Below are 24,498 nucleotides of genomic sequence, written 5' to 3'. Positions count from 1 at the left end.
AACGAAAGCTGAAGGCCGCCTGAAACACCGCGGACGCGCCGGCCGTGCGTCCCTCAGCTGGCGGTGCGGAAGTGCTCGGTGGCGACGTCGCGGAAACGGCGTGCGGCGGCGGAGAGGTAGCCGTCGTCGCGGTGGACGAGACGCAGGACGCGATGGCAGTCCGGGGCGTCGACCCGCAGCCAGGCGACGTACGGACCCGCGGCCGACTCGTACGCGACGGCGGGTAGGAGCCCGATGCCGAGTCCGGCGCTGATCAGGCTCCGGATGGCGGTGGGGTCGTCGCTCTCGCAGGCGATGGTGGGTTCCAGCCCGGCGTCGGCGAACAGGCGGTCCATCAGACTGCGCTGCCAGTAGCCGGGCCGCGTCGTGACGAACGGCTCGCCGGCCAGTGCGGGAATATCGACCTGGGACCGGCTCGCCAGCGGGTGGTGCGTGGGGACGGCGAGGAGGACGTCCTCCCGCAGGATCTCCACCGAACGCAGATGCGGCCCGCGTAGCGGCTGCGACGCGACGCAGACGTCGACCTCGCCTGCGGCCAGTTGCCGGAGCATCACCGGCGCCGACGACTGGCTGAGCCTGACGTTCACTCCCGGATGGTCACGGAGGAAGGCGGCGAGCGGGTCGCTCAGCGTCTGCAGGTTCTCCGCGGCGATCGACACGCTGCCGAGGTCCAGCCCCGCGGCGTCGGCGAGTTCGCGCCGGGCGTCCTCGAGTTCGCCGAGCGCCCGGTCGACTCGGGCGAGGAACAGCGCGCCGAAGCGGTTCAGTCTGATCCTGCGGCCGGTCCGGTCGAAGAGCGGAACGCCGAGTTCGGTCTCGAGCCGGGCGATCGTACGGCTGAGCGACGGCTGGGCCACCCGCAGTTCCTCGGCGGCCCGGCTGATGTGCTCATGGCGGGCGACGGTCTGGAAGTAGGACAGCTGCAGCAGGTCCACTCATGCCTCCATAGGCATGAATATATGGCATAACTGGACTTGGACGTTATGAGGAGAGTCTTCCTAGCGTCGTCGACATGACGTTCTCTCCCCCCATTCCAGCGCACGCACGGACGTCCGCGGCAGGCTCGGCGGACCCCTGGCTGACCCTCATGGCCACGGCCGGAGGGCTCTTCCTCGCCGTGATGTCGACGACGGTCATCAGCGTCGCGCTGCCATCCATCGGAGCCGATCTGGGAGCCGGTGCGACGGAACTGCAGTGGATCGTCGACGCCTATGTCCTCGTCTACGCGAGTCTGCTGGTGACCGGCGGAACGCTCGGCGACCGGTGGGGCCGCAAAGGCGCCTTCATCGGCGGTGTCGCTCTGTTCGGGCTGGGCTCGCTGCTGGCCGGGCTCGCCCCCTCGGTGCCGGTACTGCTCGTCGGCCGGGTGATCCAGGGCCTGGGACCGGCGTTCCTCGTCCCGGGCAGCCTGACGCTCATCCGGTCGTCGTTTCCCGACGAACGCCGGCGGGCCATCGCCATCGGGCTGTGGTCCACGAGCTCCGGGCTGGCGCTGGCCGTCGGGCCGGTGCTCGGCGGCGTCATCGTCGCCGGTCTCGGCTGGCGCTGGGTGCTGCTGATGAACGTCCCGCTGTCGGCCGCGCTGGTCGTCCTGGCGGGCCGCGTCATCCCGCGACCGGCCCGTACGACGGCCTGGCACGGCTTCGACCTGCTCGGTGCGCTGTTGACGACGGCCGGCCTCGCGGCCGTCGCGTTCGGCCTAATCGAAGGTCAAGGCCACGGATGGGCCTCGCCGCTGATCGTGGGCTCGTTCGCCGCGGGCATCGCGCTCTTGATCGTCTTCGTCGTCTGGGAGCGTCGCCGGGCCGAACCGCTGATCGACGTGTCGCTCTTCCGGCGACCCGCGTTCACCGCCGCCAACGTCGCGGGCCTGGTCGTGTTCTTCGCCTTCATCGGCCTGATCGTCTACCTGAGCGCGTACTTCCAACAGGTGCACGGAGACGCCGCCGACACCGCGGGGGTCGACATCGCGGCGATCGGGGTCGCCTTCGCGCTCGCCGCCCCGGTGTCCGGCCGTCTGGTCGGCAGGTACGGCGTGCTCCCGCCGATGGTCGGCGGACTGGCCGTCGGCGGCGTCGCCGTCCTCGGGCTCCTGCGACTCGGCACCGGCACCGGAATCGGCGCGATCTGGTGGGACCTCGCGCTCGGCGGCTTCGGCATCGGAATGTGCCTGCCCCCGATGACCGCCGCCGCGCTGTCCGCGGTGGACACCACCGGGGCCGGTATGGCCTCGGCCGTGCACAACGCGATGCGCCAGCTCGGCCAGGTCCTCGGCGTGGCCGTCCTGGGCGCGCTCGTGTACGCACGGCTGCCACGGCACGGTTCCGGCAGGCGGCTCCCCACCGCGGAACGGGCACTGTTCGTCGACGGTCTGCACCATGCCGCCTGGACGGCGGGCCTGGCGCTCCTCGCCACCGGTGTCCTGGTCTGCGTCCTCCTGCTTCCCTCGCATCGGCGTGCGGCGGGCGGACGGCTCGGTCGCGGGCGGTCGCGTTGAGGGAGCCGGCGCCCGAGTCCGCCACGCCCGCACTACCCAAGCAAGTGCTCGCTCGCTTATCGTGGCGGCATGTCGATCACCCTGGCGGACCTCGCGGGCCCGCGGCACACCGCCATCCTGGTGATGGAGATGCAGCGCGGCGTAGTGGGCGATCTCACCGGCTTTCCCGAGCTCGCCGAGGCCTGCGCGAAGCGCGATGTCATCCCCAACACCGCCCGGGTCGCGACCGCCGCCCGGGCCGCCGGCGTCCCGGTCGTGCAGTGCACCGCGGCGTTCCGGGCCGACCGGGCGGGCAGCCACACCGACAACGCCCCGTTCATCCGCAGGCTCCTGCGGAACCCGGCGCACATGCTCGACGGGACGCCGGCGATCGAGGTCGTCCCCGAGGTGTCCGATCCGGCGGACCTGGAGTCGCGCCGGTACCACGGCTTCTCGCCGTTCACCGGGACCTCGCTCGACCAGACGCTCCGCTCCCTCGGCGTCCGCACCGTCGTCGCCACCGGGGTGTCCCTCAACCTCGGCGTGCCGGGCCTGTGCCTGGAGGCCGTGAACCTCGGCTACCGGGTCGTGGCCGTCACCGACGCGATGGCGGGCGTCCCCGCCGAATACGCCGACGCGGTCCTGACCCACACGGTCGGCCTGCTCGCCGCCCGCGCCACCGCGGGCGAACTCGTCCGAGCATGGATCTAGGAGGCCGGGTGACTCCTCCGCTCCGTGAAGGGAGCGGCTTCTCGCTAAGCCGCTTGCGCAGCCCGGCGAAGGGCAAGCCCTGCCCTGAGAATGTTGGTGGCCGCATTGACGTCGGCGTGCGCTGTATGCCCGCACGCCCGGCAGCAGAACTCGGCTTGTGTGGTGCGGTTGTCCGCAGAGCAGTGCCCGCAGCGGGCACAAGTGCGGGAGGTGTTGGCGGGGTTCACTGCGATCAGTTCACGACCGGCGCTTTCAGCCTTGTACGCGAGGATCGCCAAGAAAACCCCCCAACCCGCGTCAAGGATGCCTCGGTTCAATCCGGTCTTTTGCGCGACGTTCCGCCCTGGCCGGTCAACGGTGCCGGATGCCGAACCGGTCATATTCGCGATGCGCAGGTCTTCACAGACGATGACGTCGTAGTCGCGGATCAATCGAAGAGCGGTCTTGTGCGCGTTGTCGAGACGTTGGCGACGCACCTTGGCATGCAACGCGGCGATCCGGACCACAGCCTTACGTCGCCGGTTGGAACCGCGTTTCTTGCGGGCAAGGTCGCGCTGCGCGGTCGCGAGGCGGTCGGCGGATGCGGCCAGGTGACGTGGATTAGCGAAGTGTTCACCGTCACTGGTAGTGACAAGCGAGGCGACGCCCATGTCGATCCCGGCCGCCACGCCAGAGGCGGGAATCATCCGAGCGGGTACGTCGTCGCACGACAGCACGACGTACCAGCGGGTGCCTTCCCGTTTCACGCTGATCGTCTTTACCCGGCCCTGCACCGGCCGGTGCTGGTGGACCCGAACGTGCCCGATGCCCTGCAGGCGGACGAAAGTGGCGGTCGGATGCTCGGGCTGAGAGTCCCATCTGCAGCCGTCACCGTCTTTGGGCCAAGTTACCGAGTCAAACCACCCACGCCCCTTAAAGCGCGGAAACCCCGGGGTGCGACCTTCCCGAAGCCGAGCGAAGAACGCCGCGAACGCCTTTTCCAGGCGACGCAACGTTGCCTGCTGGGAGGAGAACGACCACCGACCTTGCCCGGTTTGGTCGTCGGCGCGAATGTGCTTCAGTTCCTCCGACTGGTCACTGTATCGGACCGTCACACCCGCTTTGCGGTATGTGATACGCCGGTGTTCCAAGGCGCCGTTGTACAGCTGGCGATGATCCTCCAGGCACGCGGTAAGCGTAGCGGCCTGCTTACTCGTAGGGCGGATCAAGAATTTATAAGACCTACGCATAAACGCTACCCTTGGGCATTTGCCCGAATTTCGCCTCGGAAGCACGAAACAACCTCATCTCGACCCCTTCCGGGAAGGGGTCATCGAACCGCCGAATCGGGCGCGACAGCCGGAACCAAGCCAGCATGGCGACACGCATACGACGATCCATGTGAAGCATTATTGGGGGATCAGTTGTCTGATGGCTAGAGAAACAAGAAAAAAGGTCCTAGAGATATAACTGACAAATTGGTCGTAGGTGACATTCTTTGGCGGAGGTTGGGATGGAAGGGTTGTCGCTCGCCGGGCGCACCGCGCTGGTGACCGGAGGCGCCGGTGGGATCGGCACGGCGATCTGCGCGGACCTGGCCGCGCTCGGTGCCCGGGTCATCGTCGCCGACCTCGACGAGGGCGCGGCGCGCAAGACCGCCGCGGCCCTTCCGGACGCGGTCGCCGAGCGGGTCGACCTGGCGGACCCGGCGAGCATCGACGACCTGGCGGGCCGGGTCGGCTCCCCCGACATCCTCGTGCACAACGCGGGGATCAGCATCGTCGAGCCGTTCACCGACAGCGACCCCGCCGCCTGGGACCTCATGTGGAGGATCAACCTGCGGGCGCCCATGTACCTCACCCGCCTGCTGCTGCCCGGGATGCGCGACTGGGGCCGCCTCATCTTCATCTCCTCCGACGGCGCGCGGGCCGGGTCGGGCGGCGAGGGCGCGTACGCCGCGACGAAGGCCGGGCTGTTCGGGCTGGCCAAGACCCTGGCGCGGGAGGCCGCCCGGCAGGGCGTCACCAGCAACGTGGTGTGCCCCGGGCCGACCGACACCGCGATGCAGCACGCGGTCGCCGAACGCCACCCCGGGCTGCTGGAGAAGCTCGCCCGGCAGATCCCGCTGCGCCGCATCGGCCGTCCCGCCGACGTGGCGGGCCTCGTCGCGTTCCTGTGCACCGACCGGGCCGGCTACATCACCGGGCAGACCCTGTCCGTCAGCGGCGGCATCACGATGTGCTGACCATGTCAGAGACTCGCGTACGCCGCCTCCAGCAGGCGGTAGGCGCGGACGCCGCCGGAGACCTCGTCGCCCATGCGGTTCGGGATGTACGCGAGGGCCAGGCCCTTCTCGATGTCGCCGAGGCTGATCGAGCCGCCCAGACCCGTGTGCCCGAACGCGGAGTCCCAGCCCGCCCTGGGCGTGAGGAACACCAGCGACGGCCGCATGAAGCCGAGGCCGAACGAGCTGTCGATGTACATCACGCGGTCCGGTCCGGCCACCCGCCGTACGACGGCGTCGCGCAGCGTCGTACGGCCGACGATCCGGGCGGCCAGCAGGTCGCGGTAGAACTCGGCGAGCGCCCGCGCCGTGGTCACCATGCCGAGCGCGGGCCAGCCCGCCCGCAGCATCTCGGGGTTGTTGTTGCCGCCGGGCAGGCTGTTGATGTTCGGGTTGTCGAACGTCCGGTTGAGCAGGCTGTTCGGGTCGCGGAACCCCGCCGTCATCTTGGCGAGGGGGTCCTCGGGGCTGAGGGGCATGGGCACCTCGCCGGTCCCGCTGGGCCCGCCCTTACGCGCGGCACCGCCCTTGTCGGCCTTCCGGCCCGCGCTGAGCCGGGCGGCCCGCTCGATCACGTCGTCCGGTGCGCCGATGTGCAGGTCGAGGCCGAGCGGCCCGGCGATCTCGTCGCGGACGAACTCCCCGACCGTACGGCCGGAGCAACGGCGGACGATCTCGCCGGCCAGCCACCCGAAGGTGATCGCGTGGTACCCGTGCCCGGTGCCGGGCTTCCACTCCGGCTCCTGCGCCGCGAGCAGCGCCGCCATCGCCGCCGGGTCGTGGGCCTCGGCGACCGGCACGTCGCGGCGCAGGGCGGGCAGTCCCACCTGGTGCGACAGCAGGTGCTCGGCGGTCGCGTCCGCCTTGCCGGCCGCGCCGAACTCCGGCCACCACGACGTCACCGGTGCCTCCAGGTCGTACAGGCCGCGCTCGGCGAGCAGCAGCGCCGCCGTGGCCGTCACGGCCTTGGTGCAGGAGAACGCCAGGCACGGGGTGTCGCGCAGCCACGGCCGGCCGGAGCGGCGGTCCGCGAGCCCGCCCCACAGGTCCACGACGCACCGGTCGCCCACGTAGACCGCGACGGCGGCGCCGAACTCCTCACCTCGCGCGAAGCCGTCGGCGAACGCCGTCCGGACCTCTTCGAACGCCGGATCGCAGTGACCTTCGATCATGTGCCTGACTCCTGGAGGGACGAAATTTTGACTTCTTCCCCCCCTTCTGAAGAAGGGGGAGTCCCATCGGCCGTGTGGCCGGTCCGGCTTAGGCCGGGCGCCTCGCGGCGCGGGGTTCCTGTTTCAGCGCCGACTGCGGAAGGGAGGACCCTTGCCGTCTTACATCAGCTCCACAGGCATCGCCAGGGGTTTGCCTGGCTACGGCTCGACCAGCCGCAAGGATGTTCTTGGCCGCGTTGATGTCCCGGTCATGCCGGGTGCGGCAACCCGGACATGTCCAGCGCCGGGTCGAAAGGCTCAGCTTGGCCAGCAGGTGCCCGCAAGCCGAGCAAGTCTTGGAAGAGGGGTACCAGCGATCGATCACCACGAGGGTGCGCCCGACGCGTTCGGCCTTGTACTCCAACTGCCTGCGGAACTCACCCCACCCCGCATCACTGATCACCCGCGCCAGCCTACGGTTTTTGACCATGTTGGTGACCGCGAGGTCTTCGATCACGATGGTGTCCGCCCTGCGGATCAGGTTGGTGCTGGTGCGGTGCAGGAAGTCGGCGCGGGCGTTGCGGACCTTGCGGTGGGCGCGGGCGACCTTCGCCTTGGCCTTACGCCGGTTGGCGCTCCCACGCTGACAGCGGGCCATACGCCGCTGATAGCGAGCGAGATTGCGGGCCTTGCGCTCCAGATGTCGCGGATTGGCGATGCGATCTCCGTCGGAGGTGACCGCGAAGTTCTTCACCCCCAGATCGACGCCGATGGCGTGCCCGGCCTCGTCCATGGGCTCGGGCGCGTCGGTGTCGATGGCGAACGTCACGTACCAGCGACCGTCCGGATCCCGGGAGATGACGACCATGGTCGGGTTCAGCGTGAGCAGATCAACGTCGTCGAAGGACCACACGAACCTCAGCGGCGTCGTGGTCTTGGCCATGTACAGCTCGCCGCTCTTCATGCGGAACGCCGAGCGGGTGTAGTGCGCGGTCTGCCGGGAGGTGCGGTTCTTGAAACGCGGGTACTTCGCGCGGCCGGCGAAGAAGTTCGCGAACGCCGCGTGCTGATGCCGCAGCGTCTGCTGCAGCGGGACCGACGACACCTCGGACAAGAACGCCAGGTCCTCGGTCTTCTTCCACCCGGTCAACGCCGCATCGGTCTGCCTGTAAGAGGTCTTCTCGCCCCGCTCGTGGTAGGCCACGTGGCGTTCGGCCAGGGTCATGTTCCACACCAGGCGCACACACCCGAACGTGCGGCTGAACACCGCCGCCTGTTCGGGATCCGGGTAGGCCCGGCACTTGTACGCCGTTCGCATGACCGAGAAATTACAGATAACACACACACGCGTAAAGCAGTTTGTCGAATTGCGGTAAATTCTGTTTTTGGACGGTCCCGGCTGAGTCTGGACGGTTCTGGCAGAGCCCAAATTCCTCCCCGGCCTGAAGGCCGGGGCATCCTCCGGAGGACTAGGTGAACGAGTCTAATAACTGGGGGCGCTGGGGTGACGTCGACGAGCGCGGCGCGCTGAACCTCCTCACCCCCGACGTCGTACGGGCCGCCGCGTCCTGCGTACGGGAGGGCCGGCCGCTGAGCCTGTCGCTGCCGATCCGCGGCGCCACCTCCTCGCCCGCGCCGACCACCGTTCCGCACCTACGCGGCCGTCCGCTGCCGCAGCACTTCATGTCGGTGGACGCAGGCGACTACGCCGCCGGCGCCCGGCCGATCGGCGCGGGCCTGAAGATGGCCGACGACGCGATCGTCGTCACGCCGCACGGCACCACCACGCACATGGACGCGCTGTGCCACATGTGGGCCGGCGACGAGCTGTTCAACGGGCATCCGGCCGGGCGGGTCCGCTCGTACGGCGCGACGCGGTGCGGCATCGACAAGGCGGGCCCGGTGGTCGGGCGCGGCGTGCTGTTCGACGTTCCTCGCCTGCGGGGCGTCGATCACCTGGCCGCCGGGGACCGGATCTCGGGTGACGAGCTCGCGGCGTGCGGGGTGAACGTACGGCCCGGGGACATCGCCGTGATCCGCACCGGATGGCCGCTGACGTGGCAGGACTCGCCGGAGACGTACTGGGCCGGGCAGCCCGGCCTGTCGGCCGACGGCGGGCGCCGGCTGGCGGAGTGGGACGTGGCGATGGTGGCGTGCGACAACGCCGCGATCGGCGGCCTCAACGAACGTCAGCTCGCCGACGAGGGCCTCGACGACGACCTCCACCTGATCTTCCTGTGGCGGCACGGCATTCACCTGGCCGAGATGCTCTGGCTGGAGGAGCTGGCCGCCACGGGCCGTACGGACTTCCTGTTCGTGGCGGCGCCCCTGGCCATCGAGGGCGGCACGGCCAGCCCGATCAACCCTCTCGCGGTCCTCTGACCACGGCCACCCGCTTGCGACAGCGCACGCTGCGTTGTCGTCGAGATGCTGCGACGGGTTCTGCCGGTTCTCCACGGTCACCGGTGACCATTCGAGCGTCCGGACTCGCGGCGACGGAACTATAGTTTTACGCTCGTTGATCGGACTTGAGCGGAGCAGCGTGGAACTTCCGGATCTCCCTTCCTGGCCGACCTCGGTCCGCGAGGCCGAGGCCGTCCAGGACCGGCTGCGTTCGTGCGTCGACCTCACCTCGCCGGGCCCGGCGTCCGTACGGACCGTCGCGGGACTCGACGTCGCGTACGCGGAGGACCGGCTCGCCGCGGCCGTGGTGGTCCTCGACCTGGACGGCCTCGACGTGGTCGAGGAGATCGTCGTCCTCGACCGGCCGTCGTTCCCGTACGTGCCGGGGTTGTTCGCGTTCCGCGAGCTGCCGGCGCTGATCGAGGGGCTGCGCCGGCTGAACGTCACGCCCGACCTGCTGATCTGCGACGGTCACGGGCTCGCGCACCCGAAGCGCTTCGGTCTCGCCTGCCACCTGGGCGTGCTCACCGGGCTGCCGGCGATCGGGATCGGCAAGACGCGGCTGGTCGGCGCGTACGACGAGCCGGGCGCCGACCGCGGCTCCTGGAGCAACGTGACGGACGGCGACGAGGTCGTCGGCCGCGCGCTGCGCACCCAGACGGGCGTGCGGCCGATCTTCGTCTCCGTCGGTCACCTCACCGACCTGGAGACGGCCTGCGAGGTGACCTTGCGTCTCACGCCGCGCTACCGCCTGCCGGAGAGCACCCGGCGCGCCGACCGCCTCTCCCGCCGCGCGCTCGCCGCACGCTGACGGCACGTCCGCCCGGCGACCGAACCCCGCGCCGAGGCCCGGCGGACGAGGGCCGGCCGACGAGGGCCAGCCGACGAGGGCGTCTCGGCGGCGGACGGGCGAGCCCGTATCCCCGCCGCCGAGACGCCCTCGTCCGCTTAGAGGGTCTTGAGGAAGCGGGCGGCGATGGGGGCCGCCGCCTTGGCGCCGAAGCCGCCGTCCTCGACGACGACGGCGAACGCCACGTCGCCGCGGAAGCCGATGAACCAGGCGTGCGTCTTCGGCTTCTTGTCCTTGCCCTGCGCGGAGCCGTACTCGGCCGTGCCGGTCTTGCCGGCCGTGCCCGCGGGCAGCCCGGCCGGTTTGGCGGTGCCGGAGGTCACCACGGCGTGCATCATGTCCGCCAGGCTGCTCCTGGCCGAGGAGTCGAGCCGGGAGGGCTTGACCTTCTGCGGCACCGCCGGCTGGGTGACGAACACCGGGGGCCGCCAGTTGCCGTCGGCGACACCGGCCGCCACGCCGACCATCGAGAGGGCGTTGGCCAGGTCGCGGCCCTGACCGAAGCCGGCGACCGCTTTCTCGGCGTCGCTCGTCGGCGTGGGGAAACTGCCCGGCCGCACGGTGACCCCGGGATCGATCTTCTGGTTGAACCCGAAAGTACTCGCCGCGCTCGCCAGCTTCGGCGCGGTGAGCAGCTTCTGGGTCTGCAGGGAGAAGGCGGTGTTGCAGGACTGGGCGAGCGCGTCCTTGAAGGTCATGTCGGCGGCGCCACCTTCGTCCTCGGAGTTGTGGATCACCTGCCCGCCGATGTTGGCCTTCTTCGGGCACTGCACCTTCGACGAGGGGGTGAGCCCGGCCTGGAGCAGGGCGTACGCCGTGACCACCTTGAAGGTCGATCCGGGCGGATAGATGCCCTGCATCGCCCGGTCGAAGCCGCCCGGGATGTTGCCGACCCCCAGGATCTGCCCGGTCGCGGGCCGCATCGCCACCATGGACGTCGGCTTCTTCTGGCCCTGGAGCGCATTCGAGAGCGCCTGCTGGACGTGCATGTCGAGGCTGGTCCTGACGTCCTGCCCCGGCTTGCCGGTAAACCCGCCGATGGCCTTGACCGTGCGGCCGGACGCGTCGGCGGTCGAGATGGTCGTGGCGGGCGTGCCGGCCAGCCGCTTGTCGAACCGCTGCTGGATGCCCGACTGCCCGACGACGTCCCCCTTGGCGTACGGCGTGCCGAGCTTCTTGGCCTGCTTGGCGGTCAGGGGCGCGGTCGAACCGACGAGCTGCTGGATCGAACCGGACACGTCGGTGCCGTCGATGGCGGTTCCATCGGCCGCGACGACCTTGCCGCGCTTCTCCCACTTGGACGCGGTCGTCAGGTGCTGGCCGGCGTGCAGGTCGGGGTGGATCGCCTCCGGGCTCCACGCGACCTTCCACTCACGGTGCGTGGTGACCAGACGGAACCGTCCCTGGTACTTCCAGGTCCCCGCGGGCAGGGTGACGACGGCGGTGAAGGGCGCGGTCGCCTCCTTACCGTGCTTGGTGACCGTGCCGAGTGAGGCTTCGACCTTCGTCGCGCCCAGACCGGTGCGCAGGCCCTGGTAGTACTGGTCGAAGTCGGCCGGCGGCGTGGCCGTCGCGGTCCGCATCGCCGTCAGGTCGCCGCGCCGCCACCCGGCGAGGAACTCCTCGGCAGTCGCCTCCGGGCTCCCCTTCGTGCGCAGCAGAACGTACGCCCCGCCCCCCGCGGCCCCTACGAGCACCACCGCGACGACGGCGACGATCAGCCAGAGTTTCTTCTGTCTCATCAGCTGTCTCATCAGCCCCGATTTTCCCCTACGTTAACGTCCCCCGCCCGGACAATCGTAATGGCCGCCGTCAAAGCAGGCCCGACATCGAAGATCACCATGTCTTGCCCGCCTACCAAGCGTGCGCTAGCTTGGCAATCGATGGACCCGCGCCCGCTGCCCCGGCCGAGCGCGCTGACCGCGCCTTACTGGGAGGCGTGCCAGCGCGGAGAACTCGCCGTCCAGCGCTGCCGCGCGTGCGGACGCCGCGTCCACCTCCCCGAGCCCGCCTGCCCGCACTGCGGCGGCACGGACCTGCCGTACGAGCCGGTGTCCGGGCGCGGCACGGTGCACACCTTCAGCGTCGTCCACCGGGCGTTCCTGCCCGGGCTCACGACGCCGTACGTCCTCGCCTGGATCGACCTCGAGGAGGGCGTCCGGGCGTTCGGTGACATCGTCGGCGACATCGCCCCGGAGGAGGTGCGCGTCGGCATGCCCGTCCGCGCGAGCTTCGACGAGCTCCCCGGATTCGGCCGCATCCCCAACTGGAGGCCAGCGTGAAGATCGGCAACGTCCTGTATCCGGTGAGCGACGTCGACCGGGCCGTCGCCTTCTACCGCGACGGGCTGGGGCTCGCGGTGAAGTTCACCGATGGCGGGCGATTCGCCGCGCTGGACGCCGGCGGTACGACGCTCGCCCTGGCCGGACCGGCCGAGGACGTCACCGGCGGGGACCCTGCCGCGTCGTTCAAGGTCCCCGACGTGGCGGCCGCCGTCGAGCGGCTCACCGCCGCGGGCGCGCGGCTCGTCGCCGGTCCGGACGAGGGACCGCACGAGACCAGAGCCGTGCTCCGCGATCCCGACGACAACCCCCTCGTCGTCTACGCACCGCGCTGATCGCTCACCCCGACGCCCACCCTCGACCAGGCCACGGACGACCGCTCCCATCGATCAGCCCCCTCCCCCGCACCAGGAGACTCCAGTGGCGCGATCACCATTCGGCAACTACGCCTACGCGATCCTCACCGCCGGCGCGCTGCGCACCCCGGACAAGGTGGCGCTCACCTACTGCGGCGAGACCAGCCTCACCTACGACGGGCTCAACCGGAAGGTCAACCGGGTGGCGCACGCGCTGCTGGAGGCGGGGATCGGCCCCGGGCAGCGCGTCGCCTCGCTGATGAACGAGACGCTGAACGTCGCCGAGGTGTACCTGGCGCAGATGAAGCTCGGCTCGGTCGTCTGCGCGCTCAACCCGTACTGGCCGGAGGACACCCTCGCCCAGGTCGTCGAGCACTCCGAGTGCGCCGCGTTCGTCTACGACGCGAGCGTCGAGAAGCTCGTCGCGGCCGTACGTCCCCGGCTTCCGGGAGTGCGCCGGTGGCTCCGGGTGGGCGGGCCGGCCGAGGACGCCGTCGACCTCGACGCGCTGGCGTCCGCCGCCACCGAGGACGAGCCCACGCTCGGCGGGCACGGCGACGACCTGATGGCGCTGTTCTACACCTCGGGCACGACCGGTCTGCCCAAGGCCGTGCGGCACACGCACTCTTCCAGCCTGGCCTCGGCGCAGATCTGGCTGGACATCCCCCAAGCCGCCGACTCGGTCATGGGCACCGGCGCGATCATCTGGGGCATCGGGTTCCCCGCGCTGGTCGGCCCGGCGTTCTACGCGGGCATGCGGCTCGTGCTCGAGCAGGACTGGGGCCCGGCCAACTTCCTCAAGGTCGTGCCGCGCGAACGCGTGACCCACGTCAGCCTCATCCCCAGCTTCTTCTCCGCCCTGCTCGGGTCGGACGACCATGCCGACGTGGACCTGTCGTCGCTGTCGGCGATCGTGCTCGGCGGCGAGCCGCTGCTCCCGTCCCTGCGCGAGAGGATCATGAAGCGGCTGCCCGGAGCAGCGATCTTCAGCTACTACGGCCAGACCGAGGCGCCGTACACCTGCATCGGGCGGCAGGACGACGGCAGCCAGGACATCTCCTCCGTGGGCCGGGCCCGCACCTCCACGGCGGTGCGCGTCACCGGCCCGGACGGCGAGCGGCTCGTGAACCGGGTCGGCGAGATCAACCTGACCGGGCCGAACCTCATGCAGGGGTACGACAAGCTGCCGGACAAGACCGCGCAGGTCCTTCGCGACGGCTGGTACGTCGGCGGCGACCTGGGGACCGTCGACGACGACGGCTTCCTGACCGTGCTCGGCCGGCGCGAGGACGCCATCCTCAAGGGCGGCGTCTGGTCCCAGCCGAGCGGCCTGGAGGACACGGCGATCGAGCTCGACGGCGTGGCGGAGGCGGGCGTCGTCGGCGTCCCGGCGCAGGCCGACGGCGAGGACGCGGTCGAGCAGCGGATCCTCGTGGCGATCGTCCCCCGTGCCGGAGCCGCCCTCGCCGCCGACGAGGTGAAGGCCCGGCTCGCCGGCCGGCTGCCCGCACACCAGGTGCCCGACCTCGTCGTCGTGGCGGACGAACTGCCGCACACCCAGGACGCGTCCGGCGGCCCCGGCAAGCTGTTGCGCCGCGAGATCCGCGCCCGATACGCCGACCTGCTGGAGCGCCTGTGAGGAACGGTATGGAGTTGCCTGTGGCGACCGCCGAGCATGTGGTGAAGGAGTTCGTGTCCGGCTTCGGGATCGCCGTGCCGCGTGGGGCGACGGCCCGGTCCGCCGAGGACGTCGCCGTCGCGGCGGGCGGGCTGACGCCGCCTCTCGTCGTCAAGGCGTACGGTCCCGGGCTGGTGCACAAGAGCGAGGCCGGTGCCGTACGGCTCGGGCTCGGCTCTCCGGTCAAGGCGGCGCGGGCCGCGGCCGAGATCCGGGCGGCGCTGACGGGATCCGGCGTCACGGTCGAGGGCTATCTCGTGGAGGAGCAGGCGCCGCCCGGCGTCGAAGTGATCGTCGGGGCGGTCCGCGACCCGTCGTTCGGGCCCGTGCTCCTGGTCGGCCTCGGCGGGGTCTGGACCGAAGTGCTGCGCGACACCGCGCTGCGCCTGTGCCCCATCACCGAGGACGACGCCCGGCGGATGCTGGCGGAGCTGCGCGGCGCGGCCCTCCTCGACGGCTTCCGCGGGTCGCCCGCGGTCGACCGGGACGCGCTCGTCAAGCTACTGCTCGCGGTCGGCGGCCCCGGCGGCGTGGTCGAGAGCCTCGGCGAGGGGTTCACCGAGTTCGAGCTGAACCCGGTCATCTGCACGCCGGAAGGGGCGGTCGCGGTGGACGCCCGTCTCCTGGGCCCCGCCGACGTGACGCCCCGCGAATGCGCGGAGCCTCTCTCGCAGAACTTCGACCTGCTGTTCGCGCCGCGCGGCGTGGCGGTCGTGGGCGCCTCCACCAAGCGGCCGAACTTCGGCAACATGTTCCTCGGCTTCTACCGCGCGGCGGGCCACACCGGTCTCGTCGCCGTTCATCCGACGGCGGACGAGATCGACGGGGTGCCCTGCGTGCCGTCCCTGGAGGGGGCCGACGTGGACTACGCCCTGGTGGCGGTCCCCGCCGAGCGCTGCCCGGACGTCGTGCGCGAGGCCCGTGGCATCCCCTTCGTGCAGGTGATGAGCGGCGGTTTCCGGGAGACCGGCGCCGCGGGCCTGGAGGATGAGCTCCTCGCCGCCGCGCACGACGCGGGCGTGCGCCTACTGGGTCCCAACTGCATGGGCGTGTACTCCCCGGCGGGCGGCCAGACGTTCATCGGCGGGCGGCCGGGCCGCCCGGGGCGGATCGCGCTGATCTCACAGAGCGGCGGGCTCGCCGGGGAGGTCATCAAGGTCGGCGAGCACCGCGGCCTGGCCTTCTCCAAGGTCGCCACGGTCGGCAACAGCGCCGACGTCGGCCCCGCGGAGCTGCTGCGCTACTTCGCCGCCGACGACGACACGTCCGTGATCGGCCTGTACCTGGAGGACCCGCGCGACGGCCGGGCGCTGTTCGACGCGCTGCGCGCGGTGTCCAAGCCGGTGGTCGCCCTCGTCGGCGGGCGCTCCGCGCAGGGCCACCGGGCCGCCGCGTCGCACACCGGGGCGATGGTCGGCGACGCCCGGGTCTGGGAGGCCCTGGCAATGCAGGCCGTGCTGCCGCTGGTCACCGCCCAGGACGACCTGATCGGCGCCCTCGACCTGCTCGACCTGCACGCCGGGCGGGAGGTGCCCGTCTCCCCCGACGTCCTCGTCGTCGGGCCGAGCGGCGGGGCCAGCGTGCTCGCCGCCGACGCCCTCGACCGGGCCGGGCTGCGGCTCGCCCCGCTGCCCGGAGTCGACCTCGGCCTGCCCGTCGGCGCCGTCCCCGGCAACCCCCTGGAGATCCCGGTGGGCCCGCGCGGCAAGCCGGACCTCGTGGGGCAGGTCGTCACGGCGATCCAGCGGGAAGCGGACCGGCCGTACCCGGACGTGATCACGCACGTGAACGTGCAGAGCTTCTTCACCTTCGGCGACAGCGCCGACCCGCTCCTCGCCTACGCGCGCGGCGTCGGGGAGCTGCAGCGCGAGCTGACCGGCACGCGGGTGATCCTCGTGCTGCGCAACGCCGAGTACGCCCCGGCCGGCGTCGAGGACGAGCTACGGGCGATCGCCCGGGCGGCGGGGGTACCGACCTATCGGAGCGTGGAGGCGGCCGCCACGGCGGTGGCGGTGGCCAAGGTCCGCGACCAGCGGCGGAGAGCGTGAGGTGGCCATGGGCAGGCTCGACGAGAAGGTGGCGCTGATCACCGGTGGCGCCCGGGGCATGGGCAAGGCCCATGTACGGCGGTTCGTCGCCGAGGGCGCCAGGGTGGTGTTCGGCGACGTCCTGGAGGAAGAGGGCGGCAAGCTCGCCGCCGAGCTCGGGGACGCGGTGCGCTTCGTGCCGATGGACGTCACCCGGCCGGAGGACTGGCGGACCGCCGTCGACACCGCCGTCACGGCCTTCGGCGGCCTCACCGTGCTGGTGAACAACGCCGGGATCATCAGGCACCGGACGATCGAGGAGATGACCCTGGAGGAGTGCACCCGGATCATCGAGGTCAACCTCATCGGGCAGTGGCTCGGCGTGAAGTCGGTCATCGAGCCGATGAAGGCGGCCGGCGGCGGGTCCATCGTCAACGTCTCCTCCACCGAGGGCTTCATCGGCGCGTCCGGGCTCGCGGCGTACTCCGCCAGCAAGTTCGGCGTCCGCGGGCTGACGAAGGCGGCGGCGCGCGAGCTCGGCGCGTACGGCATCCGCGTGAACTCCATCCACCCCGGGGCCATCCTCACCGCGATGTCGATGGACCCGGACGTGGTCGCCGCGACCGCCGACAGCGCCGAGGCGTTCTTCAACGCCCTGCCGCTGAAACGGATGGGCAAACCGGACGAGGTGCCGGCGCTGGTCGTCTTCCTCGCCTCCGACGAGTCCGGCTACTGCACCGGCAGCGAGATCCTCATCGACGGCGGCATGCTCACCGGCGCCGGCTACTGACCCGACTTTTGTCGGTACCGGCGCGGGCTACTGATCGAGGACCTGACTTTCGTCGGTATCGACGGGGAGCCACGGCAGGTACGGTTCGCCCGTGCGCAGGTCGGTCAGGGACGGGCTGCTCTGGGGGTTCTTCGCGCTCACCGTGCTGGCGGAGAGGGCCGCCCAGGGCGGCGTGGGCGCGCCCTGGCCCATGGTCGCGGCGGCGTCGGCCGCCCTCGGCGTCATCGTCGCGACCGCGCGGTCCCGCCCCCTCACCGCGCTGTACGGGGCGGCGGCCCTCTCTCTCCTGCAGTGGGCGTACCTCGCGGTGCGCCCGGGCCCGTTCTCGCTGTCGTACGTCGTCGCGCTGCCCGTCATGGGCTACCTGGCGGGCCGCCGCCTGCCGCGCGACCGGCCCGTGCTGCTGTCGTTCGTCGCGATCGCCCTCCTGGAACTCGCCCTGGCCGTGGCCGTCGGGACCGTCGAGGGCTCGGCGACCCGGTGGGTGGTGACCTGGTTCGACCTGACCCTCGCGCTGGTGTTCCTGGTCATGTGCCCATGGCTGATCGGCCGCTACCGGCGGCTCCAGCAGGAGCTCGTACGGGCCGGGTGGGAGCGCGCGGAACGCCTCGAACGCGAACAGCTGATCGTCACCGACCGTGAGCGGCTGCGCGGGCGCGCACGCATCGCCCAGGACATGCACGACTCGCTCGGCCACGAGCTCAGCCTGATCGCCCTGCGCGCGGGCGCCCTGGAGATGGCGCCCGATCTCCCCGAACGCCATCGCGCCGCCGCCGGGGAGCTCCGCGCGGGCACCGCGTCGGCGACCGAGCGGCTCCGGGAGATCATCGGCGTGCTCCGTGAGGGGCCCGGCGGGGATCCCGCCATGCCGCTGACCCCGGCCCGGGAGAGCGTCACCGACCTGGTCGAACGCGCCCGCGCGTCGGGCCTGCCGGTCGAACTGCGGGACGAGCGCGGGGACGGCGGGTCCGTGCCCCTGCCGGACATGGCCGGCCACGCCGTCCACCGGGTCGTTCAGGAGTCGCTCACCAACGCCGCCAAGCACGCCCCCGGCGCGGCGGTGACCGTCCACCTGGCGCGATCGGCGAACGAGACCGTCGTGACGGTGACGAACGGACCGCAGCCTGCATCACTTAGGAATCACCGGGGAGCCTCCACAGCGCACGATCGGTGGTGGTCGCCCCTGACTTTCGTCAGGCGCGGGTCTCAGCGCTCGGCGGCGTTGCGGAGAGCGAGGGTCGTCCGCGCCAGTTCGTCGGCGGAGGGGGCGGAGCCCGCCACCACGCCCACCGTGGAGCCGTCCGCCCACGCGCACCCGGCTCCGCCGCGCGATCCGGGGGCGCAGCGCAGCGTGCCGCCGAGGGGTCCCGCCGGGTAGTCCTTCGGGCCGGACAGCGGCATGGCCGCGAGGGCGGAGTCGACCTCGCGCGAGGGCGGGTTCGAACGCAGTTCCTGGGCGATGGTCGGGTGGTCGCCGGCCGCCAGGCCGATGAAGGCGATCCGCTGGTGGGCGTCTCCGTGCCGCTGGAACACCGCGATCTTCATCTTGGCGGCGAACACCGGGTTCTGCTGGGCCTGGGCCTTGCGGATGTCCTGGATGACGCGCTGGGCGTCCGCGCTGGTCAGCCTGGTGTAGTCGGCGAAGGAGTCCGGAAGCTTGATCGTGCGCTGCGCACCCGCCGGCGACGGACTGGCCGTCGCCCCGTACGCCGCCGTCCGCGCGCCTGGCGACGACCCGCACCCGGCGGCACCGACGACGAATGACAGGGAGGCGAGCACACCGACATGGCCCCTGAACTGCCCGAACGCCGCCATACCCGCCAAGCTACGCGGCCCCGCGACCGCCGATTATCCGCAAAGAGAACAGATCACCTAAACGTCCACCCAAGGGTTCCGTGATCGCCGAGCGCGTCGACGGCTGACGTTCGAACGCCGAGCTGATCACCGGCATGTGCTGCCTCCCATGAGCGGGGGACGCCGATGATCAGCCGGGTGAGGGTCGGCTAGGCGAGCCCTCCGACGCTGCTCGGTGCTTCCGCCGGGCGGCGGTCGGGCCAGCGTTCGGCGGCCTCGAGCTGGGCGGCGAGCGACAGGAGGGTGGCCTCGTCGTTCTCCCGGCCCAGGAACTGCGCGCCGATCGGCAGGCCGGTGGTGCTGAGCCCGGCGGGTACGCCGATGGCCGGCCAGCCGAGGACGTTCCAGGCCCAGCAGAAGGGGCACGCCGCCGCCGCGAGCTTGCCGGTCGCCCACCAGCCGCGGCCGCTGAGCGCGCCGATGCGCAACGGGAGCTGGGCGGTGGCCGGGGTCAGGACGACGTCGGCGCGCTGGAAGATCTTCCCGATCCGGCGGCCCATGCGGGGTTCGGCGCGGCGGCTGGCGGGTACGAGCCGCCGTCCGATGTGGCGGCCAAGGAGCGCCTCGGTGCGGGTGGCCGGTTCGGGGTCGGCATCCGGGGTGGCGTCGAGCCAGTCCGCGACCCCGGCGGTCCCGCGCGGCAGGAAGGCCAGGCCGATCAGGCCGTAGTCCGGGTCGGCCGGGAAGACGTCGTGTCCCAGGTCGGCGAGGACGCCCGCGAGGCGCAGCACCGCCGCCCGGATCTCCGGGTCGACCGCGGACGGCACGCCGAACGGCGAACGGAACGAGACGGCGATCCGCAGTCGTCCGGGCTCCCGCGCGGCGGCCTCACGGTAGGGCTCGGCGGGCGCGGGCGGGCGGTAGACGTCGTCGGGGTGGTTTCCGGTCAGCACGTCGAGGAGCAGCGCCGCGTCCTCGACCGTACGGGTGAGGGGGCCGGCGACCGCGATGCCGTAGAACGGGTCGACGTGCGGCCACACGGAGACGCGGCCGCGCTGGGGTTTGAGGCCGACGAGCCCGGTCCAGGCGGCGGGGATGCGCAGGGAGCCCGCGCCGTCGGAGCCGACCGCTCCGGAGATCAGGCCGGCCGCGACCGCCGCCGACGAACCGGCGCTCGACCCGCCCGGCGTGCGCTCGGAGTCCCAGGGGTTGCGCACGATCCCGAAGCCGATGGTCTCCCCGGTCGGCCACTGCCCGAGCTCGCTGGTGTTGGTCTTGCCCACGATGATCGCGCCGGCCGCGCGGAGCTTGCGGACCACCTCGCTGTCGGCGGTCTTCGGCTCGTGCCTGCCGCGGCAGCCGAAGGGAGTGATGTGCCCGGCCAGGTCGGTGTCGTCCTTGATCGCGACCGGGACCCCGAGCAGCGCGGGGCGTTCCTCCCCGCGCCATCGGTCGGCCCGGTCCGCGTCGTCCAGTGCCTGGTCGGCGCAGACGACACGGAAGGCGCCGAGGGTGTCGCGCTCGATCCGCTCGAGGGAGTACTCCACGAGCTCACGGGAGGAGACCTCGCCCGCGGCGAGTCGCGCGGCGTCTTTGGTGAGTCCTTCGATCACAGGAACCCCCCGAGGTTCGCTATCGTTCGTTCGAACGAACGATAATCCCGAACGGGCTTCGGTGAAAAGGGGCCCGATACGCCAGACTTGTTCTGAGATGGAAGACACACGAGAACGCATCCTGCTCGCCACCCTCCGCCTGATCGGCGAACACGGCGTCGGCGCGGTCACCAACCGGCGGGTCGCGACGGCCGCGGGCGTCGCGCTGGGGTCGCTGACATACCACTTCCCCAACCAGGCCGAGCTCCTGCGGGAGACCCTCAGCCGCTACGTCGACGAGGAGATCCAGCGGATCAGCGAGATCGCCGCGCGACTCCAGGGCATCACCCCCGAACAGGCCGTCGTGGAGGCCGAGCGCGCCATCGCCGACCTGCCGCGCGGTCCCGAGGAGGTCGCTACCCTCGAGCTGCACCTGCACGCCTCGCGCGACCCGCTGGTGCGGGAGGCCGCCGTCCGCTCGATGGAGGCGTACGACCGGCTGGCGACCGCGATCCTGACCGCCCTGGACATCCCCGGCCCGGAGGCCAAGGCGCCCACCGTCGTCGCGCTGCTCTACGGCCTCGCGGTGCGCCGCCTGGCCACCGGCGATTCCTCGGGAACCGCGGAGGCCCTCCGCCTCCTGCTGTACGGCGCGGCCGCACCCCGATCGGACTGACAGGAGGCGGGCGGCAGCCGAAGGTGAAGCGCACCCCAATCGGACAGGCTGAAGATGGGCCGCACCCCGATCGGATGGACCGAAGGTGGGCCGCCCGCCGCCGGGGCCTCCTCTCCCGGCGAGCCCAACGGCGGCGGGCGCGTGCGCGGTGCACCGGATCCGTCCCCTCTCACGGGTCCGGGCGAACCTGCACGTGCGACCGCGTCCCGGAGCGGAAAGGTGACGCCCCGTTGCGGTCGCAGAACGCACGCTAGACGAGCCAGGGTTGCAAACAGGTTGCAACGACTCGATGACCGAAGGCGATGATCGCAGGTCGTCAGTTTGGCCGAACCGCTTGCGGCCGGGGTCTCCAGCCCCAATGCTCGGGGCAGACACGCCCCCATGGAGAAGCACGATGCGAAGCAGCCACGTGTGCGACAACCCCGCGGACTGTGATCGCCGGACCGCCGTGCTGTGCGAGGCGGCGGTCACGGCATCGGTCCTCACCGGCCGCGCGCCGATCCGCGAGTCGTGGCGCCGTTCGCTGGCGGCGGGCGTCGACCCGGAGATGTGCGCGGCGCCCCAGGCGATCGACGCGGCAAGGGTGGCGGACGTCCGGTCCGCCCATCCACTGGACCGGTACCTGCCGCAGCTCCGCGACACGCTGCGCGGCATGGCCGACGCCACGACCCACCTCATGGTGATCACCGATGGCGACGCGCGGGTGCTGTGGAGCGAGGGCCCGAGCGACGTACGGCGGTGCGCGGACGCCGTCGGGCTGATCGAGGGGTTCCGCTGGTCGGAGGAGGTCATCGGGACGAACGGCATCGGCACGGCGCTGAGCACCGGCGCCCCGACGTACGTCCGGGCCACCGAGCACCTGGTCCGCGTGCTCCATCCGTGGTCGTGCGCCGGCGCGCCCATCGTCGACCCGGACACCGGCAAGGTGATCGCCTGTGTGGACATCAGCGCGACGGTCGACGCCCTGCACCCGGCGGTCGTCGCGCTGGTGAAGGCCGCCGCCCGCCTCACCGAGGCCTGGCTGACCCTGGAGATGAACCACCGCGACGAGTGCCTGCGCGCCCGGTACATGCGCCACGTACGCGGGGGTACCCGGGCTCTGGTGACGACGACGGGGCGCATCCTGGCGGCCGTCCCCGACGGCTGGCGCGGCGGGCGGGTCGTCGTTCCGGAGGCCGGCGCCCGGGTGGCGCTGCCCGACGGCCGGACCGCCGTGGCGGAGACGCTGGGCCAGGCCTACCTGCTGCGTGCCACCGGCTCGGAGGACCGGTGCTCGCTCACCCTGCGGCTGCTCGGCGACGAACAGCCCTGCGCCTTCCTCGACGGCCGGCGCATCCCGCTGTCCCTGCGGCACGCGGAGCTGCTCGCGCTGCTCGCACTTCATCCGAGCGGGCTGACGGGCGAGCAGTCGTCGCTGTACATCTACGGTGACGAGGGCAATCCGGTGACCGTCCGGGCGGAGATCCATCGGCTCCGCGGGCAGCTCGGGAACATCGTCCGGGCCAAGCCCTACCGCCTCGACTGCGACGTCGAGGCCGACTTCCTGACCGTACGGCGGCTGCTGGCGGCCGGTGACGTCGCGGCGGCCGTACGCCTGTATCCGGGGCCGCTGCTCCCCCGTTCCGAGTCACCGGCCGTCCACTCCGAGCGGGACGAGCTGACCGCCCAGCTGCGCAGGCAGGTCCTGCACCGCGGCGACGCCGAGGCACTGTGGTGCTACGCGCAGGTGGCGGACGACGATCTGGAGGTCCTCGCCAAGCTGGCGTGCGTGCTGCCGCCCGGGGATCCGCGCCGGGTCTCCGCGCAGCTCCGATGGGACCGCGCCCTGCGCGACGACTGAACACCGCCCCGCACCGGCCGGCTCACGTGCGGGTGAGACGGCGGACGGCCTCGAGTCCCTTCTCGTCGCCGGGCCAGTGGCGGGCGACCGCGTCCGGTCCGGCCCGGCGGATCACCGAGCGCAGCACGACGGCGACGAGGATCGCGTCGTCGGCGTAGCCGAGGACCGGAATGAAGTCGGGGACGAGATCGATCGGCATCGCCAGGTAGGCGAGCAGCAGCCACAGCCGGAGGCGTACGCCGCGAGGCAGCACGGGATCGCGCGCGAGCCGGGCGACGAGCCGGAGCAGGTCGGGCAGCAGGCGTACGGCGTCGCCCAGCGTCGCGCCCTTCGGCCGCGCCAGCGCCAGGAAGCCGACGAGGAGCAGCCAGAGCAGAAGCAGACCGGCCGCTGCCGTGAGGAGGCCGGTGAGGACCTCCGTCAGGAGGCCGGCTCGGACGGGCTCGGCGCGTCCTCGACCATGTCGTCGAACTCGCCGTCCTTGACGCCCAGGATGAACGCCTCCCACTCGGCGGGCGTGTAGTACAGCGCGTCGCCGTCGGGCTTGGCGGCGTCCCGCATCACGACCATGCGGTCGGCGTGCTTGTGCTTGATCGGCACGTCTGCGCCGTCGACGAACAGGATCTCGACGGAGCCGGATTCCTCGCTCATGCCGTCCTTCTTCTGCTCCGGGGGAACGCTCGTGCCGCCGCCGGGAGGCGACGCACCCCAGGCTATCGGGCGGGCGTGTCGGCGGGGGTCCGAATACCGGCGATGCTGCGGCCCGCAAACGCCTCGGCGTGCCGTCCGCGGACGATCCCCGTCTTTCACCCGACGGCACGGAGATGAGATGCTCATCCCAACAGTTACTCGCCAGTAGCAAAGGGGAGACGGCATGATCGAGCTGCGCCGGGACGGGGACGTACGGATCCTTCGCTTCGACGAGGGAGAGAACCGCTTCAGCCCCGTCTTCCTCGACGAGCTCGAGAAGGTCCTCGACGAGCTCGAGGCCACCGAGGGGCCGAAGGCCCTGGTGACGACCGGCACCGGCAAGTTCTACTCGAACGGCCTCGACCTCGACTGGCTGGGGCGCAACCCCGACGAGTGGGGGCCCTACCTGGACCGGGTCCACGCCCTTTTCGCGCGGTTCCTCACCCTGCCGATGCCGACGGTCGCGGCGCTGAACGGCCACACGTTCGCGGCCGGGGCCATGCTCGCGCTGACGCACGACCACCGCGTCATGCGGACCGACCGCGGGTACTTCTGCCTGCCCGAGGTCGACCTCGGACTGTCCTTCACCCCCGGCATGGCCGCCCTGATCCAGGGCCGGCTGCCGAAGGCCACCGCGCACGAGGCCATGGTCACCGGCCGGCGGTACACGGCCGAGGAGGCGCAAGCGGCCGGCATCGTCGACCGGGCCGCCCCGGAGGCCGAGGTCCTGGCCGCGGCCGTCGGCCTCGCCACCCCGCTGGCCGGCAAGGACGGCGGTACCGTCGCCAAGATCCGCACGGTGATGTACGAGACGGTCCTGGCCGCCCTCCGGACGACCTGAGGTGGCGAGATCCCTCAGGCCCTTTACACAGGATTTCCTATTGGTATAGTCGGAAATACGACCAGCGCTCCTGCGGCA

22 protein-coding genes are annotated in these 24,498 nt (G+C 71.6%); 14 read left to right on the top strand and 8 right to left on the bottom strand.

Annotated features, from left to right (window positions below; translation table 11 throughout):
• Window positions 1-53: 53 nt before the first annotated feature.
• Window positions 54-935, bottom strand: a complete 882-nt coding sequence (locus tag AB0I04_RS26330; RefSeq protein WP_360889562.1) for a LysR substrate-binding domain-containing protein — start codon at window positions 933-935, stop codon at window positions 54-56.
• A 77-nt stretch (window positions 936-1,012) separates the two neighbouring features.
• Here AB0I04_RS26330 and AB0I04_RS26325 point away from each other — a divergent pair, with 77 nt between their 5' ends.
• Both AB0I04_RS26325 and AB0I04_RS26320 read left to right on the top strand, forming a co-directional pair.
• Window positions 1,013-2,497, top strand: a complete 1,485-nt coding sequence (locus tag AB0I04_RS26325; RefSeq protein ID WP_360889559.1) for an MFS transporter — start codon at window positions 1,013-1,015, stop codon at window positions 2,495-2,497.
• 69 nt (window positions 2,498-2,566) lie between these two features.
• A complete protein-coding gene (locus AB0I04_RS26320) occupies window positions 2,567-3,187 on the top strand; it encodes an isochorismatase family protein (RefSeq protein WP_360889555.1) in 621 nt (206 codons plus the stop codon).
• A 44-nt stretch (window positions 3,188-3,231) separates the two neighbouring features.
• Here AB0I04_RS26320 and AB0I04_RS26315 read toward each other — a convergent pair whose 3' ends face one another.
• Complete coding sequence (locus AB0I04_RS26315; RefSeq protein WP_360889553.1) at window positions 3,232-4,416, bottom strand: transposase; 1,185 nt, start codon at window positions 4,414-4,416, stop codon at window positions 3,232-3,234.
• Between the two features lie 263 nt (window positions 4,417-4,679).
• Between AB0I04_RS26315 and AB0I04_RS26310 the strand changes: the two genes are divergently transcribed.
• On the top strand, window positions 4,680-5,411 hold the full coding sequence (locus AB0I04_RS26310; RefSeq protein ID WP_360889550.1) for an SDR family oxidoreductase: 732 nt from the start codon (window positions 4,680-4,682) through the stop codon (window positions 5,409-5,411).
• A 5-nt stretch (window positions 5,412-5,416) separates the two neighbouring features.
• On the opposite strand, the gene AB0I04_RS26305 is transcribed toward AB0I04_RS26310, so the two are convergent.
• Both AB0I04_RS26305 and AB0I04_RS26300 read right to left on the bottom strand, forming a co-directional pair.
• Complete coding sequence (locus tag AB0I04_RS26305; RefSeq protein ID WP_360889548.1) at window positions 5,417-6,622, bottom strand: serine hydrolase domain-containing protein; 1,206 nt, start codon at window positions 6,620-6,622, stop codon at window positions 5,417-5,419.
• A gap of 88 nt (window positions 6,623-6,710) precedes the next feature.
• A complete protein-coding gene (locus AB0I04_RS26300) occupies window positions 6,711-7,919 on the bottom strand; it encodes an RNA-guided endonuclease TnpB family protein (RefSeq protein ID WP_360889546.1) in 1,209 nt (402 codons plus the stop codon).
• Between the two features lie 155 nt (window positions 7,920-8,074).
• Between AB0I04_RS26300 and AB0I04_RS26295 the strand changes: the two genes are divergently transcribed.
• Entirely contained in the window at window positions 8,075-8,983 is a 909-nt protein-coding gene (locus tag AB0I04_RS26295; RefSeq protein ID WP_360889543.1) for a cyclase family protein, read from the top strand.
• A gap of 160 nt (window positions 8,984-9,143) precedes the next feature.
• Entirely contained in the window at window positions 9,144-9,815 is a 672-nt protein-coding gene (locus AB0I04_RS26290) for an endonuclease V (RefSeq protein WP_360889540.1), read from the top strand.
• A gap of 137 nt (window positions 9,816-9,952) precedes the next feature.
• On the opposite strand, the gene AB0I04_RS26285 is transcribed toward AB0I04_RS26290, so the two are convergent.
• A complete protein-coding gene (locus AB0I04_RS26285) occupies window positions 9,953-11,596 on the bottom strand; it encodes a penicillin-binding transpeptidase domain-containing protein (RefSeq protein WP_360889538.1) in 1,644 nt (547 codons plus the stop codon).
• A gap of 141 nt (window positions 11,597-11,737) precedes the next feature.
• Between AB0I04_RS26285 and AB0I04_RS26280 the strand changes: the two genes are divergently transcribed.
• The 6 genes from AB0I04_RS26280 (at window position 11,738) to AB0I04_RS26255 (ending at window position 18,365) form a co-directional block, all read left to right on the top strand.
• Window positions 11,738-12,136, top strand: coding sequence for a Zn-ribbon domain-containing OB-fold protein (locus AB0I04_RS26280; RefSeq protein WP_360889535.1), 399 nt, complete (start codon window positions 11,738-11,740; stop codon window positions 12,134-12,136).
• Window positions 12,133-12,471 (top strand): VOC family protein, encoded by a 339-nt coding sequence (locus tag AB0I04_RS26275; RefSeq protein ID WP_360889533.1) that lies wholly within the window; start codon window positions 12,133-12,135, stop codon window positions 12,469-12,471. Before AB0I04_RS26280 ends, AB0I04_RS26275 begins: the two co-directional genes overlap by 4 nt.
• A gap of 85 nt (window positions 12,472-12,556) precedes the next feature.
• The gene (locus AB0I04_RS26270; protein ID WP_360889530.1) at window positions 12,557-14,131 is read left to right on the top strand and encodes a class I adenylate-forming enzyme family protein; all 1,575 of its coding nucleotides are present in this window, start codon (window positions 12,557-12,559) and stop codon (window positions 14,129-14,131) included.
• Between the two features lie 8 nt (window positions 14,132-14,139).
• On the top strand, window positions 14,140-16,218 hold the full coding sequence (locus tag AB0I04_RS26265; protein ID WP_360889527.1) for an acetate--CoA ligase family protein: 2,079 nt from the start codon (window positions 14,140-14,142) through the stop codon (window positions 16,216-16,218).
• Window positions 16,219-16,225: 7 nt separating this feature from the next.
• Entirely contained in the window at window positions 16,226-16,987 is a 762-nt protein-coding gene (locus tag AB0I04_RS26260) for a glucose 1-dehydrogenase (RefSeq protein WP_360889524.1), read from the top strand.
• 91 nt (window positions 16,988-17,078) lie between these two features.
• On the top strand, window positions 17,079-18,365 hold the full coding sequence (locus AB0I04_RS26255) for a histidine kinase (protein WP_360889521.1): 1,287 nt from the start codon (window positions 17,079-17,081) through the stop codon (window positions 18,363-18,365).
• A 625-nt stretch (window positions 18,366-18,990) separates the two neighbouring features.
• On the opposite strand, the gene AB0I04_RS26250 is transcribed toward AB0I04_RS26255, so the two are convergent.
• Window positions 18,991-20,394 (bottom strand): amidase, encoded by a 1,404-nt coding sequence (locus tag AB0I04_RS26250; RefSeq protein ID WP_360889518.1) that lies wholly within the window; start codon window positions 20,392-20,394, stop codon window positions 18,991-18,993.
• A 97-nt stretch (window positions 20,395-20,491) separates the two neighbouring features.
• On the opposite strand from AB0I04_RS26250, the gene AB0I04_RS26245 reads away from it, so the two are divergent.
• Both AB0I04_RS26245 and AB0I04_RS26240 read left to right on the top strand, forming a co-directional pair.
• Window positions 20,492-21,049: a TetR family transcriptional regulator gene (locus tag AB0I04_RS26245; RefSeq protein ID WP_360889515.1), complete on the top strand. Its 558-nt coding sequence runs from the start codon at window positions 20,492-20,494 to the stop codon at window positions 21,047-21,049.
• Between the two features lie 394 nt (window positions 21,050-21,443).
• A complete protein-coding gene (locus AB0I04_RS26240) occupies window positions 21,444-22,889 on the top strand; it encodes a GAF domain-containing protein (RefSeq protein ID WP_360889512.1) in 1,446 nt (481 codons plus the stop codon).
• 22 nt (window positions 22,890-22,911) lie between these two features.
• Here AB0I04_RS26240 and AB0I04_RS26235 read toward each other — a convergent pair whose 3' ends face one another.
• Together AB0I04_RS26235 and AB0I04_RS26230 are read right to left on the bottom strand one after the other, a co-directional pair.
• Window positions 22,912-23,397 (bottom strand): DUF1232 domain-containing protein, encoded by a 486-nt coding sequence (locus AB0I04_RS26235; RefSeq protein ID WP_360889509.1) that lies wholly within the window; start codon window positions 23,395-23,397, stop codon window positions 22,912-22,914.
• On the bottom strand, window positions 23,310-23,540 hold the full coding sequence (locus AB0I04_RS26230; RefSeq protein WP_360889506.1) for a DUF397 domain-containing protein: 231 nt from the start codon (window positions 23,538-23,540) through the stop codon (window positions 23,310-23,312). Before AB0I04_RS26230 ends, AB0I04_RS26235 begins: the two co-directional genes overlap by 88 nt.
• A 223-nt stretch (window positions 23,541-23,763) precedes the next feature.
• Here AB0I04_RS26230 and AB0I04_RS26225 point away from each other — a divergent pair, with 223 nt between their 5' ends.
• Window positions 23,764-24,420, top strand: a complete 657-nt coding sequence (locus tag AB0I04_RS26225) for an enoyl-CoA hydratase/isomerase family protein (RefSeq protein ID WP_360889503.1) — start codon at window positions 23,764-23,766, stop codon at window positions 24,418-24,420.
• Window positions 24,421-24,498: the final 78 nt, after the last annotated feature.

The sequence above is a fragment of the Actinoallomurus sp. NPDC050550 genome (assembly GCF_040655075.1).
Taxonomy (GTDB): Bacteria; Actinomycetota; Actinomycetes; order Streptosporangiales; family Streptosporangiaceae; genus Actinoallomurus.
Note: the sequence above shows the minus strand (reverse complement) of the source record. Positions and strands in the feature narration are given on the sequence as shown.